Here is a 17,459-nt window from a genome sequence, read left to right on the forward strand (position 1 = left end):
CGACCTGGTCGGTCGCCCAAGAAGGCGACCGGAGGGCGACAAGAGGGTGATCAGATGGTCAGCCCGAGGTCCTGGGCCAGGATCGCCGCCTGCACCCGGCTGCGCAGCCGCAGCTTCGCCAGGATGCGGCTGACGTGCGTCTTGGTGGTCGCCTCCGCCATCTCCAGCCGGGCCGCGATCTCCCCGTTGGACATCCCGGAGCCGATGCAGGCCAGCACCTCCCGCTCGCGGCCGGTCAGCGCCCCCACCGCCGCCCGGGCCTCCGGTCCGACCGCCCGCTCCGGGCGGGCGAAGGCCCCGATCAGACGCTTGGTCACCGAGGGCGCCAGCATGCCGTCCCCGCGCGCCACCGTGCGGATGCCCTCGACCAGGGTGTCCGCCTCCAGGTCCTTGAGCAGGAAGCCGGAGGCGCCGGCCCGCAGCGCGCCGTAGACGTACTCGTCCAGGTCGAAGGTGGTCAGCACGAGCACCTGCCCGGCCCCGGCGGCGACCACCTCGCGGGTCGCCGAGACGCCGTCCAGCCGGGGCATCTGCACGTCCATCAGCACCACGTCCGGCCGCAGCTCCAGCGCCAGCCGGACGGCCTCCTCGCCGTCGGCGGCCTGCCCGACCACCTCGAAGCCCGGCTCGGCGCGCAGGATCATCACCAGCGCCGCCCGCACCGCCGCCTGGTCCTCGGCCACCAGTACCCGGATCGTCATGCCCGCCCCTCGTTCCCCTGGGCGCGCGGCAGCACCGCGCGCACCCTCCAGTACCCGTCCCGCGGCCCGGCCTCGAAGCTGCCGCCGAGCAGCCCGGCCCGTTCCGCCATGCCCACCAGTCCCGCCCGGGCGCCGGGCAGCCCGCGGCCCGGCCCGCCCCGGTACGGGCTGTCGACGGCGATCCGCAGCTCCTCGGGCGCGAACTCCAGCCGCAGGCTCACCAGTCCGGGCCCGGCGTGCTTGAGCGCGTTGGTCAGCGACTCCTGGACGATCCGGTACGCGGCCAGCCCGACCGGCACCGGCAGGTCGCCGCGCTCGCCGGACTCGGACAGCTCGAAGTCCAGCCCGACGTCCTGGCCGGCCGCCCGGGCCTTGGCCAGCAGGGCGTCCACCGCGGCCAGGTCGGGCGCCGCGTAGGACTCGTCCACCTCTCCCCCGCCGCTGTCCCGGAGCAGCCCGATCATGCGTCGCATTTCGGCCAATCCCTGGACGCTGTTCTCCCGGATCACCGCCAGCACCTCCACCAGCGGATCGTCCTCGGGCAGGCTCCGGCGCCGGGCCACCGACTGGGCGCCGGTGGCGTGGATCGCGATCGCCGACAGGTGGTTGGCCACCACGTCGTGCAACTCCCGTGCCATCCGGGCCCGTTCGGCGCCGATCGCCTCGCGCCGGTCCATCTCCGAGAGCAGCGCGGTCTGTTCCGCCCGCAGCCGCTCGGTCTCCGCCTCCTCCCGGTGCTTGCGCACCACGTCCCCGGTCCACACCGGGGCCAGGAAGACCAGCGAACTGACCACCACCACCAGCAGCGCCCCGGACGTCCCGCCGTAGATCGCCGCGAGGGTGGAGAGCGCCAGCACGGTGGCCCCGCCGCTCAGGTGCAGCACCCGGGACATCCGCGGGGTCCCGTAGATCACCGCCGCGTACAGCAGGTCGGTGTACATGATCAGCGTCGCCAACAGGCTGCCGGCGAACAGGCTGCCCGCGAAGGCCAGCCCGCCCAGCGACACCGCGAGCACCGGCCTGGTCCGGCGCACCAGCTCCAGCCCCGCCAGCACCACCAGCGGCAGCACCACCGCCCACAGCGGCACCCGGTCGGCCCGGTCGTACACCTTGAAGACGATCAGCACCGAACCGCCGAGCAGCCCGCAGAGGGCGATCAGCTGGTCCTGCCGGCGCGGGGAGAGGGCGGGGAACGGGAGGGGCACGTTCCCATCTCACCACCCCCGGCGGCCGGCCCGGCTCCGGTCCACGGAGGAGCCCGCTACATCGAAAGGTGCAGGCCGCTACGGCACCGCGCGACGACGACAGCGGCACGCCCGCGCACCAGGCTGGAAGCACCGCCGAAACACCCGGGAGCAGAACGTGATCGTCACCCTCATCGTCGCGGCCGAGATCTCCTTCTGGATCCTGCTCGGCCTCGGCCTCGCCACCCGCTACCTGCTCCGGTGGCGCCGCACCAGCACCGCGCTGCTGGTCGGCCTGCCACTGGTCGACCTCACCCTCTACGCCCTCACCGTCCTCGACCTGCGCGGCGGCTCCACCGCGAGCTGGACGCACGCCCTGGCCGCGAGCTACGCGGGCTTCTCGATCGGCTACGGCCCCTCGCTGGTCCGCTGGGCCGACCGGCACTTCCTGCACCGCTTCGCCGGCGGCCCCAAGCCGCTGCCCTCGCCCAAGTACGGGCCCGAGCGGACCAGGTACGAGTGGCAGATCGCCGGCCGGACCGTCGTGTCCGCCGCCGTCACGCTGAGCCTGATCACCCTGCTCGTCCCGCTCTCCGCGGGCTCCGCCCACTTCGGCACCTTCCTCCAGTGGTACCTCAAGCTGGGCATCGCCGCCGTGGTCAACGTGATCGTGGCCGGCTGCTACTCGCTCTGGCCCAAGCAGCCGCCGGCCGGCGTGCTGGTCGAGGACGGCCGGGTGGTCACCGGGAAGACCCTCGCCGGGACCACCCCCGGCGGCACCCCCGCCGACCGGCCCTGAACCGTCGAGGGCCCGTCCCCGGACCCCCACGGGGGAGGAGTCCGGGGACGGGCCCTCGTCGCGTTCTAGCGGTTCTCGCCCGGGACCCAGAGCACGTCGCCGCGCTCCTTGTTGGCCACCCGGGCCAGGATGAACAGCAGGTCGGACAGCCGGTTGAGGTACTTCGCGGTCAGCGGGTTGACGCTGTCGCCGTGCTCCGCGATCGCCGACCAGGTGGAGCGCTCGGCCCGTCGGACCACCGTGCAGGCCAGGTGCAGGTGGGCCGCCCCGGCCGTGCCGCCGGGCAGGATGAAGCTGCGCAGCTTCTCCACCCGCGCCAGGTAGTCGTCGCAGTCCGCCTCCAGCCGGTCGATGTAGGACTGCAGCACCCGCAGCGGCGGGTACTTCGGGTCCTCCACCACCGGGGTGGACAGGTCGGCGCCGACGTCGAACAGGTCGTTCTGGACCCGGACGAGCACCGCCGTCATGTCCTCGGGCAGCTCCCCCACGGCGAGGGCCACCCCGATCGCCGCGTTCGCCTCGTTGGCGTCCGCGTACGCGATCAGTCTCGGATCGGTCTTGCTGGTCCGGCTCATGTCGCCGAGCGCGGTGGTGCCGTCATCGCCGGTACGGGTGTAGATGCGCGTCAGATTGACCATGCGGCCAGCGTAGCCGCCGGGTTAGGCGGCGTTAACCCCGCCTGGAGAGGCCGCTACGCGACATTCACCCTCTGCCCCGGCGGGGCCGCCTCCAGCCAGGCCAGGAAGCCGGTCAGCGCGTCCTCGCTCATCGCCAGTTCCAGCGGCGCGCCGTTGTGCAGGCAGCGCAGCACCACCGAGCCGGACAGCAGCGCCAGTTCCTCCTGGCCCTCCGGGTAGCGCCGGCCGAGCACCTCGATCTCCCGGCGCGGAAGCATCTTGCGCGGGCGCGGGGCGTACGAGAAGACCCGGAACCACTCGATCGAGTCACCGCTGTAGCGGCCGATACCAAAAACCCACCCCTTGCCGTCGGTCGGGGGGACCGGGGCTGAGGTGGGTTTCCCGTTCTCGTCGAGGTCGGGCTGCGTCGAGGCGTCGGCGGGCATTTTGAGCCGGTAACTGCAGTCGAAGGTGCCGCCGACCCGCTGGATCAGGCGGCGTCGGACGGCGAAGGCCATCAGCCCGATCACTCCCAGGGCCACGACCGCCGCACACACCACAAGCGCGAGGACCATGCTCACCTACCTCCTCGCTACCCGCGTTCCCCGTAACGGTCGTATCAAGCGACCGCGCTGACCTACCAACTACGACGACAGTCCCGGGGTCACGCTCGCGCGTCCCCGGGACCGTCGGTCGACCCCGCTAAACCGGGGTCCGGCGCACTCAGGCGTGGGCCTTGAGGCCGCGCGCCGCGAACAGACGGACCTCGGCGCGCCGCTCGGCGTGCTCGTCCAGGCCCGACTTGGCCTTCTCCAGTGCGCGCTCGGCACGCGCGACGTCGATCTCGTCCGCCAGCTCGGCGATCTCCGCGAGCAGAGACAGCTTGTTGTCGGCGAAGGAGATGAAGCCGCCGTGCACCGCGGCGATCACGGTGCCGCCGTCCACCGTGCGGATGGTGACGGGACCGGTCTCCAGCACGCTCAGCACCGGGGTGTGGCCCGGCATGATGCCGGTGTCACCGGAGGCCGTACGGGCGACGACGATGGTGGCCGCACCGGACCACACCTTGCGGTCGGCTGCGACCAGCTCGACGTGCAGCTCAGCCAACGTGGGCTCCTAGGCTCATGCAACGCCCGATTACTCGGGAGTTTCGGTAAGAATAACGGCCCCGCGCCTCCGGCATGAAACCGGCGGCACGGATTTGACCGGAATCACAGCCGATGCGACGCGAGGGGTGGGTCCCAGGGCTGGGGCCCACCCCTCACGGTCACGCTCAGCTGCTACCGGCCGCGATTACTTCTTCGCCAGCTCGGCGGCGTTCTTCTCGAGGTCCTCGATGCCACCGCACATGAAGAAGGCCTGCTCCGGGACGGAGTCGTACTTGCCGTCCGCGATCGCGTTGAAGGCCTCGATGGTCTCCGACAGCGGCACGGTCGAACCCTCGACACCGGTGAACTGCTTCGCCACGTAGGTGTTCTGCGAGAGGAAGCGCTCGATGCGACGGGCACGGTGCACCGTGATCTTGTCCTCTTCGGACAGCTCGTCGATACCGAGGATCGCGATGATGTCCTGGAGGTCCTTGTACTTCTGCAGGATCCCCTTGATACGGATGGCCGTGTCGTAGTGGGTCTGCGCGATGTACCGCGGGTCGAGGATGCGGGACGTGGAGTCCAGCGGGTCGACGGCCGGGTAGATGCCCTTCTCCGAGATCGGGCGCGACAGAACGGTCGTCGCGTCCAGGTGGGCGAAGGTGGTGGCCGGCGCCGGGTCGGTCAGGTCGTCCGCGGGGACGTAGATCGCCTGCATCGAGGTGATCGAGTGACCGCGGGTCGAGGTGATGCGCTCCTGGAGGAGGCCCATCTCGTCGGCCAGGTTCGGCTGGTAGCCCACCGCGGAGGGCATGCGGCCGAGCAGGGTCGACACCTCGGAACCGGCCTGGGTGAACCGGAAGATGTTGTCGATGAAGAGGAGCACGTCCTGCTTCTCGACGTCACGGAAGTACTCCGCCATGGTCAGCGCGGACAGCGCGACCCGCAGACGGGTGCCCGGCGGCTCGTCCATCTGGCCGAAGACCAGCGCGGTCTTGTCCAGAACGCCCGAGTCGACCATCTCGTCGATGAGGTCGTTGCCCTCACGGGTGCGCTCGCCGACACCGGCGAACACCGACACACCACCGAAGTTCTCGGCGACGCGGTAGATCATCTCCTGGATCAGAACGGTCTTGCCGACACCGGCACCACCGAACAGACCGATCTTGCCACCCGTGACGTACGGGGTGAGCAGGTCGATGACCTTGATACCGGTCTCGAACATCTCGGTCTTGGACTCGAGGTCCTTGAACTCGGGAGCCTTGCGGTGGATCGGCCAGCGGACCTCGACCTGCTTGTCGAACTCCGCCTTGTCGACGTTCAGCACGTCACCGAGGGCGTTGAACACCTTGCCCTTGGTGATCTGGCCGACCGGGACGGAGATCGCCGCACCGGTGTCGGAGACCTGCGAACCGCGGACCAGGCCGTCGGTCGGCTGCATCGAGATGCCGCGGACCATGCCGTCGCCGAGGTGCTGGGCGACCTCGAGGGTCAGGATCTTCTTGCCCGTGCCGTCGGGGTTGTCCACCTCGACGTGCAGGGCGTTGTACATGTCCGGAATCGCGTCGACGGGGAACTCCACGTCGACGACCGGGCCGATGACCCGCGCGACGCGGCCCGTCGCCGTGGTCGGCTCAACAGTGGTGGTCATACTCATTCGCTCCCGCGGCTAGCGTCGGCGAGGGCGTTGGCGCCGCCGACGATCTCGCTGATTTCCTGGGTGATCTCGGCCTGACGGGCCGAGTTGGCAAGCCGCGTGAGCGACTTGATGAGCTCGCCGGCGTTGTCCGTCGCGCTCTTCATCGCGCGGCGGCGGGCGGCGTGCTCGGAAGCGGCCGACTGCAGCAGCGCGTTGTAGATCCGGCTCTCGACGTACCGCGGCAGGAGCGCGTCCAGGACGCCCTCCGCCGACGGCTCGAAGTCGTACAGCGGGAAGATCTCCGACTTGGCCGGCGACTGGTCGCTGAGCTGGACCTCGTCCAGCTTCAGCGGCAGCAGCCGCGCCTCGACCGCGTTCTGCGTCAGCATCGACACGAACTCGGTGGAGACCAGGTGCAGCTCGTCCACGCCGCCGGTCTCGGCCGTGAAGGCCTCGATCAGGTCGGCCGCCACGGTCTTCGCGTCACCGTAGGTCGGCTTGTCCGAGAACCCCGTCCACGAGTCCGCCACCGTCAGGCCGCGGAACGTGTAGTACGAGACGCCCTTGCGGCCGATGATGTACGTCACCACGTCCTTGCCCTCGGACCGCAGGCGCTCGCTGAGCACCTGGGCGGCCTTGATGGCGTTGGTCGAGTAGCCGCCCGCCAGGCCGCGGTCCGCCGTGATCAGCAGGACTGCGGCGCGCTTGGCGGCCGGGTTCTCGGTGGTGAGCGGGTGCTTGGCGTTGGACCGGGTGGCCACCGCCGTCACCGCCCGGGTGAGCTCATCGGCGTACGGAGTGGAGGCGGCCACCGCGCGCTGCGCCTTGACGATGCGCGACGCGGAGATCATCTCCATCGCCTTGGTGATCTTCTTCGTCGCGGTGACAGAGCGGATCCGGCGCTTGTAGACCCGAAGCTGTGCTCCCATGGGTCGTTACGTCCTTTCCCTCGCTACCGGACTCAGGCCTGCTCGGAGAGCAGCTTGCCGTCAGCGGTCTGGTACCCCTGCTTGAAGGCCTCGACGGCGCTGGTCAGCGCGTCGACGGTGCCGTCGGCCAGCAGGCCGGTCTCCACGATGCCGGCCAGCAGGTCCTTGTGCTGGAGGCGGACGTGGTCCAGGAACTCGCGCTCGAAGCGGCGGATCTCGGCGACCGGGACGTCGTCCAGCTTGCCGGTGGTGCCGGCCCAGATGGAGACGACCTGCTCCTCGACCGGGAACGGCTGGTACTGGCCCTGCTTCAGCAGCTCGACCATGCGCGCACCGCGCTCCAGCTGGGCCTTGGAGGCCGCGTCCAGGTCGGAACCGAAGGCGGCGAAGGCCTCCAGCTCACGGTACTGGGCGAGGTCCAGACGCAGGCGGCCGGCGACCGAGCGCATGGCCTTGATCTGGGCGGAGCCACCGACGCGGGAGACCGAGATACCGACGTTCACGGCCGGGCGGATGCCGGCGTTGAACAGGTCGGACTCCAGGAAGCACTGGCCGTCGGTGATGGAGATGACGTTGGTCGGGATGTACGCCGAGACGTCGTTGGCCTTGGTCTCGATGATCGGCAGACCGGTCATCGAGCCGCCGCCCAGGGCGTCGTTCAGCTTCGCGCAGCGCTCCAGCAGGCGGGAGTGCAGGTAGAAGACGTCACCCGGGTAGGCCTCGCGGCCCGGCGGGCGGCGCAGCAGCAGGGAGACGGAACGGTAGGCCTCGGCCTGCTTCGACAGGTCGTCGAAGATGATCAGGACGTGCTTGCCGTCGTACATCCACTCCTGGCCGATGGCCGAACCGGTGTACGGGGCGAGGTACTTGAAGCCGGCCGGGTCGGAGGCGGGAGCGGCCACGATGGTGGTGTACTCCAGCGCGCCGGCCTCCTCCAGGGCGCCGCGGACGGACGCGATGGTGGAGCCCTTCTGGCCCACGGCGACGTAGATGCAGCGGACCTGCTTCTCCGGGTCGCCCGAGCGCCAGTTGTCACGCTGGTTGATGATCGTGTCGACGGCCACCGCGGTCTTGCCGGTCTGGCGGTCGCCGATGATCAGCTGGCGCTGGCCGCGGCCGATCGGGGTCATCGCGTCGATGGCCTTGATGCCGGTCTGCAGCGGCTGCTTGACCGACTTGCGGGCCATGACGCCGGGGGCCTGCAGCTCCAGGGCACGGCGACCGGTGGCGGCGATGTCGCCCAGGCCGTCGATCGGGTTGCCCAGCGGGTCCACGACGCGGCCGAGGTAGCCGTCGCCGACCGGAACCGAGAGGACCTCGCCGGTGCGGCGCACGGTCTGGCCCTCTTCGATGCCGCCGAACTCACCGAGGACGACGACACCGATCTCGCGGGTGTCGAGGTTCAGCGCGAGGCCGAGCGTGCCGTCCTCGAACTTCAGCAGCTCGTTCGCCATGACCGAGGGCAGGCCCTCGACATGCGCGATGCCGTCCGCCGCGTCAGTGACCTTGCCGACCTCTTCCACAGAAGCGGCGTCCGGCTGGTACGACTGGACAAAGTCGGCCAGCGCGTCCCGGATCTCCTCCGGACGGATCGTAAGCTCCGCCATCAGGCTTCCCTGCTCTCCTAGTTTGCGATCCTCGGCCCGCCATTGAGGGCCGCAAGTATTCGACTCTCGGCCGGGTCTTCCGAACCGGCCGTACGATGTGCCGGCTCCTTGGGGAGCCGGTTTCCCGACCGAGGGTCGGATGTGCTGCTTGGGTGCTCAGCCTTCGAGCGACTGGCGAGCGCCCTCGAGGCGGCTCGACACGGTGCCGTTGATGATCTCGTCGCCGATCTGCACCCGGACGCCGCCGACGACCTCGGGGTCGACGTCGATGTTCAGGTGGACCTGGCGGCCGTACATCCGGGCCAGAGCACCGGACAGGCGCTCCTTCTGGGTGTCCGACAGCGGCACCGCGGTGGTGACCAGGGCCACCACGCGGCCGCGGCGCGCGGCGGCGAGCTTCGAGTAGGACTCCAGGCCCTGCTCCAGGCTACGGCCACGCGGCACGTTGACGAGGGCGGTGACCAGCCGGACGGTACCGGCGTTGGCGCGGCCGCCGAGCAGCTTGCCGATCAGCCCGGCCTTCGCGACGGCACCGGCCTTCGGCTCGGTCAGCGCGGCGCGCAGCTCGTGCGAGCCGCTCACCACCCGGCCGAAGCGGAAGAGCTCGTCCTCGACGTCGTCCAGGGCGCCGGCCTTGTCCGCGGCGATGATCTCCGCGTAGGCGGCGAGCTCCTCGGTCGCGTCCACCAGGTCGCGCGAGCCCGACCAGCGGGAGCGGACCAGGCCGGAGACCAGGTCGACGGCCTCGCCGGAGACCTGGCCGGTCAGCAGCGAGGTGACCAGCTGGGCCTTGTCCTGGCCCGACCGCGAGGGGTCGGTCAGGACGCGGCGCAGCGACACCTCGCGGTCCAGCACGGCCGTGACGGCGGTGAGCTCCTCGGCGAGCTTGGCCGCGTCCACCGAGGTGGAGTCGGTCAGGCTCTCCAGGTTCTGCCGGCCGGCGACGAGGGCCTCACGGCTGGCGCCGATCACTTGGCCGCACCCTGAGCAACGGCGGCCTTGGCCTCCAGCTCGTCCAGGAAGCGGTCGATGACGCCGCTCTGCCGGGTGTGGTCCTCGAGGGACTCACCCACGATGCGGGACGCCAGCTGGGTGGCCAGCGAGCCCACGTCCTGACGCAGGGCGGCAGTGGCCTGCTTCTTGTCCGCCTCGATCTGGGCGTGACCGGCGGCGACGATGGCCTCGCGCTGGCGCTGGCCCTCCTCGCGCATCTCGGCGAGCTGGGCGGCACCCTGCTCGCGAGCCTGCTCGACGATGCGGGCAGCCTCGTGGCGCGCCTCGGCGAGCTCGGCGCGGTACTGCTCAAGCAGGGCCTGGGCCTCCACCTGGGCGGCCTCGGCGCGCTCCATCCCGCCCTCGATCGCGTCCCGGCGCTCCGACAGCACCTTCTCGATGCTGGGGAGGAGCTTCTTGCCGAGCAGACCGAAGACGATGAAGAAGCAGAGCAGGCCGATGATGATCTCGGGCCACGCGGGGAGGAGAGGGTTCATCTTCTCCTCGGCCGCGAGCTGGACGATCGCCATGCTCATATCTGGACCTTCCTCAGAAAGGGTCTACGGCGGGATTACTTGTTGCCGAAGACGAACGGCATGACGATGCCGATGAGGGCGAGCGCCTCGGTCAGCGCGAAGCCGATGAACATGTTGGAACGGATGAGACCGGCAGCCTCGGGCTGGCGGGCCATGGCCTGGACACCGTTACCGAAGATCAGACCGACGCCGATGCCGGGGCCGATGGCGGCGAGGCCGTAGCCCAGGGAGGCGACGGAACCGTAGACAGTGCCCTCAGCGAGGATGCTCATTGACGTTGTCCTTTGCAGGGTGGTGAACCGGTGGTGATTGGCCACCGGGCGATCCGGGACGGGAAGTGGTTCTCGGCGGGGCCGGGGCCCCGGGGCTCAGTGCGCCTCTTCCAGGGCACCGGCGATGTAGCTGCTGGCCAGCATCACGAAGATGTAGGCCTGCAGGAACTGGACCAGCAGCTCGAAGGCGGTCAGGCCGACGGCCACGATGAACGAGGCCGAGCCGTACAGCGCGCCCAGGGACGGGCTGAGCAGGTACCAGGAGGCGATGGAGAACATCACGATCAGCAGGTGGCCGGCGAACATGTTCGCGAAGGCTCGGACCGCGAGCGTGAAGGGGCGCACGAAGATGTTCGAGAAGAACTCGATCGGCACCAGGATGAACATGACCCAGCCGGGGATGCCCGACGGCCAGCAGAGGTTCTTGAGACCGCCGACGAAGCCGTGCTTCTTGAAGGTCAGCGTCATGTAGGTGATCCACACGACCGCAGCGAGGCCGGCCGGGAACGCGATCGCCGCCGACACCGGGAACTGTGCGAACGGGATGATCGACATGATGTTCATCAACCAGATGAAGAAGAACATCGAGACCAGCATCGGGACGTACTTCTCGCCCTTCTTGCCGATCGTCTCCAGCACGATGGAGCGCTTGACGAAGTCGTAGCCGATCTCACCGACCAGCTGCAGCTTGCCGGGGACGAGGCGCGGCTTGGCGAAGGCGGCCCAGAAGAACACGACGACCAGGAGCGCGACGATGATCGACAGCAGCATCGGCTTGTTGAACTCGATGCTGCCGATCGAGAAGATCGGCTTGAACTGGAACTCGTTCAGACCCGGGGCCGGGAAGCCACAGCCAGCGTCCCCGAAGTGGCAACTGCCTGAGGCGAGGGACGTGAGTTCAGCACTCACCGCGGACTCCTTCGTCGTGACGCATGGTTACGGCAACCTCGGTGTGTCGGCGTGGCCTGCGACCACGGAGCGGCACTGGAACTTGATGGGTTTCTCGCCGACCCCGCGCGCCGGTGCACGGCACCACAGCGGGATCATCGAAGACTGCGCGGATCAGGGGGGCGATCCGTCCGCTCTCCGGACAGACCAGGCCTCTTCCCGTACTCCGTTGTTGCGACGGACGATAGCAGCCCGTCAGTGCGGCATAAACACCGCCCCCCTCGTTGGGGGGACAGTTGGGCCTCGTCACTGTTGACGCCCCTTGTCGGAGGGCTTGTCGCCCTTCTTTTCGGAGGCGTCGGGGTCGACGTAGAAGGTTTTGGCCTTGAGCGCACCGCGCACCTGGAAGCCCGTCCAGATCAGGGCGCAGCCGAGCAGGGTGAACGCGAAGGCCTGCCGGTTGAACAGCTCGGTGTCCTTGAAGACCGCGAGCACGATGCCGACCAGCAGGATCTGCGTGGTGTACACCAGCAGCGCCGCGGCCATCATGATCTGCGGGTTCGACCTGGTCAGCCGGTCGAGCGCGACCTGGCCGAAGCTGAAGAAGGCCATCACGAGGAGTGCGCCGAAGAGGGCGCCGAGCAGCCCCTTCCCACCGGCAACGGCAAAGGAGATCACCATGGCGATGATTCCGGCGACCGCAGTGGGAATCGCGGCGCCTCGGAGGATCCGGGCGTCGGTGGACGGCATGTCGGCAGCTCCGGCGGCATGTCGATGTGGCGGGGGACGGGCACTGCGGTGGCGGGTGACACCGGACCGAGGCATCGCCGCGGGCCGCCATGTGAGCGACGGGCCCGGTGAGGGAGACCGACAGGGACGGAAGTCATCCACCTGTCAGGTCTTTCGGCGTGTTCTCGATACTCGTGAACGGTATCACAAACTATTTGATGAGAGCTTTACCATGAATGTGTGGCACCTGTCACACCAACGGCGCAACGATTCCGCCGTTCGGGTGACGGCCACCTGTCGTGGCATCAACTCCCTTGTCAGTGGCGGCCGGTGGCCTTGGGGTGGGAGCCGACCGCGGTGGAGCCCACGCCGGACTCCCGCCCGGCTTCACCCAGGAGTTCCTTGTCCTTGGCCGACAGTTCAGCCATCGGACCGCTCTGCTGCCGGCGGTAGCGCGGGGGGACGAAGGACTGCACCGCCCGCGGGGCGCGCGGCCGGAACCGCGGGGTGAGCAGCACCACCAGGCCGACCAGGCAGAGCCCGGCGAGCGTCAGGACGACGGTGCGGCCGGTGTTGGTCACCGAGAAGGCGACCGAGCCGAAGGCGATCAGCGCGGCCCAGAAGTACATGATCATCACGGCGCGGCTGTGCGAGTGCCCCACCTGGAGCAGCCGGTGGTGCAGGTGGCGCTTGTCCGCGGCGAACGGGGACTGGCCCGCCCAGGTGCGGCGCACCACCGCGAGCAGCAGGTCGGCCAGCGGCAGCGCGATGACCGTCAGCGGCAGCAGCAGCGGGATGTAGATCGGCACCAGGGCGTGCACGGCGGCGGTCTGCGAGCCGGCCTCGTTGCTGATCAGGTCCGGGTCGACCCGGCCGGTGATGGAGATCGCGGCGACGGCCAGCATCAGGCCCAGCATCATCGAGCCGGAGTCGCCCATGAAGATCCGCGCGGGGTGCATGTTGTGCGCCAGGAAGCCCAGGCACATGCCGATCAGCAGCACGCTGAACAGCACGGCGGGGGCCGCGTCGGAGATCGTGTAGCCGTACCAGAGCCGGTAGCTGTACAGGAAGAAGGCCATCGCGGCGATGCACACCATGCCGCCGGCCAGGCCGTCCAGGCCGTCGATGAAGTTCACCGCGTTGACCATGACGACGACCAGGGTGACCGAGATGACCATGCCCTGGGTCGGGCTCACCGCGACCGGGCCGACACCGGGCACCGGGAGGGTGATCACCGTGACGCCCTGCCAGACCATCACGCCGGCGGCGATCATCTGGCCGCCGAGCTTCACCAGCGCGTCCACGCCCCACTTGTCGTCGAGCACCCCGAGCAGGAACATGATCCCGGCCCCGGACAGCAGCGCGCGGATGTCGGTGCCCTGGGAGAACACCTTGCTCAGGTTGTCCAGCTGCGAGGCGACCAGGATGCCCGCGCACAGTCCGCCGAACATCGCGATGCCGCCGAGCCGCGGCGTGGGTTCGCGGTGCACGTCGCGGGCGCGCACCGGCGGCATGGCGCCGGCCGCGATGGCGAACTTCCGGACCGGGCCCGTCAACAGGTAGGTGACGGCGGCGGTGCAGAACAGCACCAGCAGATACTCACGCACCACTGGCCTCCTGCATCACTGTCGAACGGGGAAGTACCGAAGGTACTCCCCTGCCTTCCCGGGGTTCGAGGTGCGTCGCCACGGCACACACCTTATTGAGTCGGACGCCCGGACCGTGCATCGCGGTTCGCCCTCCCGGGTAGGAGATCCGGATACCCGCGGAAGGCCGCCGTCAGGCCCGGTCGGCGAAGGCCGCCGCCAGCTCCCGGACCCGCGCCGCGGCCGGGACGACCGCGTCCCCGGCGAGCACCCGCGCGATCAGCCCGGCGATCTCCGCCAGCTCCGGCTCCCCCATCCCCTGGCTGGTGACCGTGCCCGTGCCCAGCCGGATGCCGGAGGTCTCGGCGGCCGGCGCCGGGTCGTACGGCAGCGCGCACTTGCCGAGCAGCAGCCCGGCCGCCGCGCAGCGCCGCTCGGCCTCCGCGCCGGTCACGCCGAGCGGGCTCACGTCGGCGGTCACCAGGTGGGTGTCGGTACCGCCCGTCAGGGGGCGCATTCCGGCCTCTGCGAGCCCAGTGGCGAGCGCCCGCGCCCCGGACACCGTCCGCTCCGCGTACGCCCGGTACGCGGGCTTCGAGGCCTCCGCGAGGGCCACCGCCTTGCCGGCCACCTCGTTCATCGCCGCGCCGCCCTGGCTGAACGGGAACACCGCCCGGTCGATCCGCTCGGCCAGCTCCGCGGTGCACAGCAGCAGCCCGCCGCGCGGGCCGCGCAGCAGCTTGTGGGTGGCCGCCACCGTGACGTCCGCGTACGGCACCGGGGAGGGCGCCACCCCGGCCGCGATCAGCCCGGTGGTCTGCGCGGCGGAGGCGATCAGGTAGGCGTCCACCTCGTCGGCGATCTCGCGGAACGCCGCCCAGTCCGGGTGCCGGGGGTGCGAGATCGAACCCGCCACGATGGCCTTGGGGCGGTGCTGCCGGGCCAGATCGCGGACCTGGTCGAGGTCGATCAGCCCGTCGGACTCGCGCACGCCGTAGCCGGTGAAGTCGAACCAGCGCCCGGAGAAGTTGGCGCGCGAGCCGCAGCTGAGGTGGCCGCCGTGCTCCAGCGACATCGCCAGCACCCCGTCGCCGGGCCGCAGCAGCGCCGCGTACGCCGCCAGCATCGCCGAAGTCGCCGACCGCGGCTGGACGTTGGCGTGCGGGGCGGCGAACAGCTCGCGGGCCCGGTCGATCGCCAGCAGCTCAGCGGCGTCCGCCAGCGCGCAGCCGGTGTGGTGCCGGCGGCCCGGGTAGCCCTCGGCGTACTTGTCGATCAGCGGGCCGGTGAGCGCCGCCAGGACGGCGGGGGTGGTCAGGTTCTCCCCCGCCAGCAGCTGGATCGTCTCGGCGCGCCGCTCGGCCTCCGCGGCCAGCAGGTCGGCCAGCTGCGGATCGGCCCGGTGCAGCGCCTCGGACGCCCAGGGGCGCCCGGTCGTGGCGGTCGGGCCGGACGCGGCATCGGTGACGGTCATGGCGGGGCTCCCGGGCGCTGCGGGGACTGTGTCACCCAGCGTAGGACCGCTCCCGCCACCCGGCCCACCGGGCCGCGGCCGAACGGCCCCGTGCGGCGCCCTGCCCGGGCCCGGCCCGTCAGCGCGGCGCGGGGACGCCGGTCAGCGCGGTGACCACCGGGTCGACCGCGTGGAATATCTCCTCGCCGCAGTTGCGGAACATGCCGATCGGCGCCCCGTACGGGTCGTCCACCTCGTCCGACTCCGGCGTGGCGGCCAGCAGCCAGCCGCGCAGCGCGGCGGCGGCCCGGACCAGCGCGCGGGCCCGCTCGGTGACGTCGGCGCCGCGCCTCGGGTCCGGCAGGGTGCCCGGGTCTATCGTCCGCACCAGGCGGGTGAACTCCTTCAGCGTGAAGGTGCGCAGCCCCGCCTCGTGGCCCATCGAGATCACCTGGGCGCGGTGGTCCAGCGTCGCCGTGAGCACCAGGTCGGCCTCGACCACGTGCTCGTCCAGCAGCTCTCGGCCGGTGAAGCCGCCGCTGTCGGCGCCGTACTCGTCGAGCACCGTCGCGGCGTGGTCCTCCATCGGCGCGCCCTCGTGGCCCCAGGTGCCGGCGCTCTCCACCAGGATCCGGCCGGCCACCCGGGGGCTCAGCCGGGTGTCCAGCTCACGCCGGGTCAGCCGCTCGGCGATCGGCGAGCGGCAGATGTTCCCCGTGCAGACGAACAGGATCCGGAAGTGGTCCAGCGGCCTGGGGCCCACGCTCAGGTACGGCGCTATGCCCGGCCCGGCGTGCAGCGAGGCGGTGGGCGTCAACTGCCGGCCTCCAGGTCGGGGACGACCTCCCTCAGCTGCTCGACGCTGATCGCACCGGCCCGCAGCAGGACCGGGACCTTGCCGGTGACGTCCACGATCGACGAGGTGGCGGAGTCCTCGGCCGCCCCGCCGTCCAGGTAGACCGAGACCGCGTCGCCGAGCTGGGCCTGTGCCTCGTCGCAGGTCAGCGGGGAGACCCCGCCGATCCGGTTGGCACTGGAGACGGCCAGCGGGCCGGTGCTGTTCAGCAGCTCGATGGCAACCGGGTGCAGCGGCATCCGGACCGCGACGGTGCCGCGGGTGTCGCCGAGGTCCCAGCGCAGTGAGGGCTGGTGCCGGGCGACCAGGGTGAGCCCGCCCGGCCAGAAGGCGTCGACCAGCTCCCAGGCCTGCTCGGAGAAGTCGGTGACCAGGCCGTGCAGGGTGGTCGGCGAGCCGACCAGCACCGGCGAGGGCGTGTTGCGGCCGCGGCCGCGGGCGGCCATCAGCTCGCCGACCGCCTCCGGGGAGAAGGCGTCCGCACCGACCCCGTACAGGGTGTCGGTGGGCAGCACGACGAGTTCGCCGCGGCGGATGGCCGAGGCGGCCTCGCGCAGACCGGTGGCGCGGTCCCCGGCATCGGCACAGTCGTAACGGCGGCTCATCGGTGCGGTCCCCTTCCGGAGTGGCTCATGGCGTTACAGCGCAGCCTTGCGCGCCGTCGTACGGTGCTCGGTGGTCACGACCCGACCCTCCGGGCCGTCGTGAAGCGGGGCCGGTTGTTCAGGTCGCGGTGGTCGGCGGTGTCCGTCCAGCCGTGTTCCTCGTTGAAGATCCACGGCACCTGGCCGCCCTGCTGGTCGGCGTGCTCGATCACCACCGCGCCGCCCGGGCGCAGCAGTCGGGCCGCGACCCGCTCGATGCCGCGGATGGTGTCCAGGCCGTCCTCGCCGGAGAACAGCGACATCTGCGGGTCGTGGTCGCGGGCCTCCGGCGCGACGTACTCCCACTCGGTGAGCGGGATGTACGGCGGGTTGGAGATGACCAGGTCGAAGCGGCCGTCCCAGGAGCGGTCGTCCTCGAAGGCCTTGGTGGCGTCACCGGCGTGCAGGGTGACCCGGGCGCGGTCCGGGCTGGCCTCGATGTTGCGCCGGGTGTACTCCAGCGCCCCCTCGTCCAGTTCGAAGGCGTGCACGGTGGAGCGCGGCAGTTCCTGGGCCAGGGCGAGCGCGATCGCGCCGGAGCCGGAGCACAGGTCCACCACCAGCGGCTCGGCCACGTCCATGTCGCGCACCGCGTCTATCGCCCACTCGACGACCGTCTCGGTCTCCGGCCGGGGCACGAACACCCCGGGGCCGACCTCCAGTTCGAGGTAGCGGAAGAACGCCCGCCCGGTGATGTGCTGGAGCGGCTCGCGCGCCTCGCGGCGGGAGACCGCCTCCCAGTAGCGGGCGTCGAAGTCGGCGTCCTTCACCGTGTGCAGCTGGCTGCGCTTGACGCGGTGGACGTAGGCGGCGAGCTCCTCCGCGTCGAAGCGCGGCGACGGCACGCCGGCCGCGGCCAACCGCTGGGTGGCCTGGGCCACCTCGGCGAGCAGCAGGTTCATCCGTACGACCTCTTGTTTCTGCGCTCCGGCTTCGGG

19 protein-coding genes are annotated in these 17,459 nt (G+C 70.7%); 1 reads left to right on the forward strand and 18 read right to left on the reverse strand.

What is annotated here, in order from left to right:
- Positions 1-50: 50 nt before the first annotated feature.
- Positions 51-701, reverse strand: coding sequence for a response regulator transcription factor (locus tag ACFCY1_RS28500; protein WP_049651798.1), 651 nt, complete (start codon positions 699-701; stop codon positions 51-53).
- Complete coding sequence (locus tag ACFCY1_RS28505; RefSeq protein WP_049651799.1) at positions 698-1,906, reverse strand: sensor histidine kinase; 1,209 nt, start codon at positions 1,904-1,906, stop codon at positions 698-700. The genes ACFCY1_RS28500 and ACFCY1_RS28505 overlap by 4 nt, the downstream gene beginning before the upstream one ends.
- Before the next feature lie 157 nt (positions 1,907-2,063).
- On the opposite strand from ACFCY1_RS28505, the gene ACFCY1_RS28510 reads away from it, so the two are divergent.
- Positions 2,064-2,684: a hypothetical protein gene (locus tag ACFCY1_RS28510; RefSeq protein ID WP_063780161.1), complete on the forward strand. Its 621-nt coding sequence runs from the start codon at positions 2,064-2,066 to the stop codon at positions 2,682-2,684.
- Positions 2,685-2,749: 65 nt separating this feature from the next.
- On the opposite strand, the gene ACFCY1_RS28515 is transcribed toward ACFCY1_RS28510, so the two are convergent.
- From ACFCY1_RS28515 to prmC, 16 genes are all read right to left on the reverse strand, one after another.
- On the reverse strand, positions 2,750-3,322 hold the full coding sequence (locus ACFCY1_RS28515; RefSeq protein ID WP_049651800.1) for a cob(I)yrinic acid a,c-diamide adenosyltransferase: 573 nt from the start codon (positions 3,320-3,322) through the stop codon (positions 2,750-2,752).
- Positions 3,323-3,375: 53 nt separating this feature from the next.
- A complete protein-coding gene (locus ACFCY1_RS28520) occupies positions 3,376-3,876 on the reverse strand; it encodes a DUF2550 domain-containing protein (protein ID WP_049651801.1) in 501 nt (166 codons plus the stop codon).
- A gap of 148 nt (positions 3,877-4,024) precedes the next feature.
- On the reverse strand, positions 4,025-4,408 hold the full coding sequence (locus ACFCY1_RS28525) for a F0F1 ATP synthase subunit epsilon (RefSeq protein ID WP_030235805.1): 384 nt from the start codon (positions 4,406-4,408) through the stop codon (positions 4,025-4,027).
- A gap of 186 nt (positions 4,409-4,594) precedes the next feature.
- A complete protein-coding gene (gene atpD / locus ACFCY1_RS28530) occupies positions 4,595-6,040 on the reverse strand; it encodes a F0F1 ATP synthase subunit beta (RefSeq protein WP_049651802.1) in 1,446 nt (481 codons plus the stop codon).
- 2 nt (positions 6,041-6,042) lie between these two features.
- Entirely contained in the window at positions 6,043-6,957 is a 915-nt protein-coding gene (locus tag ACFCY1_RS28535) for a F0F1 ATP synthase subunit gamma (protein ID WP_049651803.1), read from the reverse strand.
- Between the two features lie 32 nt (positions 6,958-6,989).
- Positions 6,990-8,564: a F0F1 ATP synthase subunit alpha gene (gene atpA / locus ACFCY1_RS28540; RefSeq protein WP_049651804.1), complete on the reverse strand. Its 1,575-nt coding sequence runs from the start codon at positions 8,562-8,564 to the stop codon at positions 6,990-6,992.
- Between the two features lie 156 nt (positions 8,565-8,720).
- Positions 8,721-9,536, reverse strand: a complete 816-nt coding sequence (locus tag ACFCY1_RS28545; RefSeq protein ID WP_049651805.1) for a F0F1 ATP synthase subunit delta — start codon at positions 9,534-9,536, stop codon at positions 8,721-8,723.
- Positions 9,533-10,093: a F0F1 ATP synthase subunit B gene (locus tag ACFCY1_RS28550; RefSeq protein ID WP_107086439.1), complete on the reverse strand. Its 561-nt coding sequence runs from the start codon at positions 10,091-10,093 to the stop codon at positions 9,533-9,535. The genes ACFCY1_RS28545 and ACFCY1_RS28550 overlap by 4 nt, the downstream gene beginning before the upstream one ends.
- Before the next feature lie 35 nt (positions 10,094-10,128).
- The gene (gene atpE, locus ACFCY1_RS28555) at positions 10,129-10,365 is read right to left on the reverse strand and encodes an ATP synthase F0 subunit C (protein WP_031074289.1); all 237 of its coding nucleotides are present in this window, start codon (positions 10,363-10,365) and stop codon (positions 10,129-10,131) included.
- 96 nt (positions 10,366-10,461) lie between these two features.
- Positions 10,462-11,274, reverse strand: a complete 813-nt coding sequence (gene atpB, locus ACFCY1_RS28560; RefSeq protein WP_049651806.1) for a F0F1 ATP synthase subunit A — start codon at positions 11,272-11,274, stop codon at positions 10,462-10,464.
- 285 nt (positions 11,275-11,559) lie between these two features.
- Positions 11,560-12,003, reverse strand: a complete 444-nt coding sequence (locus ACFCY1_RS28565; RefSeq protein ID WP_049651807.1) for a hypothetical protein — start codon at positions 12,001-12,003, stop codon at positions 11,560-11,562.
- Between the two features lie 296 nt (positions 12,004-12,299).
- Positions 12,300-13,589 (reverse strand): MraY family glycosyltransferase, encoded by a 1,290-nt coding sequence (locus ACFCY1_RS28570; RefSeq protein ID WP_049651812.1) that lies wholly within the window; start codon positions 13,587-13,589, stop codon positions 12,300-12,302.
- Between the two features lie 172 nt (positions 13,590-13,761).
- On the reverse strand, positions 13,762-15,042 hold the full coding sequence (gene glyA, locus ACFCY1_RS28575) for a serine hydroxymethyltransferase (protein WP_375876473.1): 1,281 nt from the start codon (positions 15,040-15,042) through the stop codon (positions 13,762-13,764).
- A 118-nt stretch (positions 15,043-15,160) separates the two neighbouring features.
- Positions 15,161-15,820 carry a protein-tyrosine-phosphatase gene (locus ACFCY1_RS28580; RefSeq protein WP_369808349.1) on the reverse strand — a complete coding sequence of 220 codons (660 nt, stop codon included), beginning with the start codon at positions 15,818-15,820 and terminating at the stop codon, positions 15,161-15,163.
- Between the two features lie 14 nt (positions 15,821-15,834).
- Entirely contained in the window at positions 15,835-16,482 is a 648-nt protein-coding gene (locus tag ACFCY1_RS28585) for an L-threonylcarbamoyladenylate synthase (protein WP_049658072.1), read from the reverse strand.
- Between the two features lie 74 nt (positions 16,483-16,556).
- Positions 16,557-17,423, reverse strand: a complete 867-nt coding sequence (prmC, locus tag ACFCY1_RS28590) for a peptide chain release factor N(5)-glutamine methyltransferase (RefSeq protein WP_049658073.1) — start codon at positions 17,421-17,423, stop codon at positions 16,557-16,559.
- Positions 17,424-17,459: the final 36 nt, after the last annotated feature.

The organism is Kitasatospora sp. NPDC056273, from assembly GCF_042268845.1.
GTDB lineage: Bacteria > Actinomycetota > Actinomycetes > Streptomycetales > Streptomycetaceae > Kitasatospora.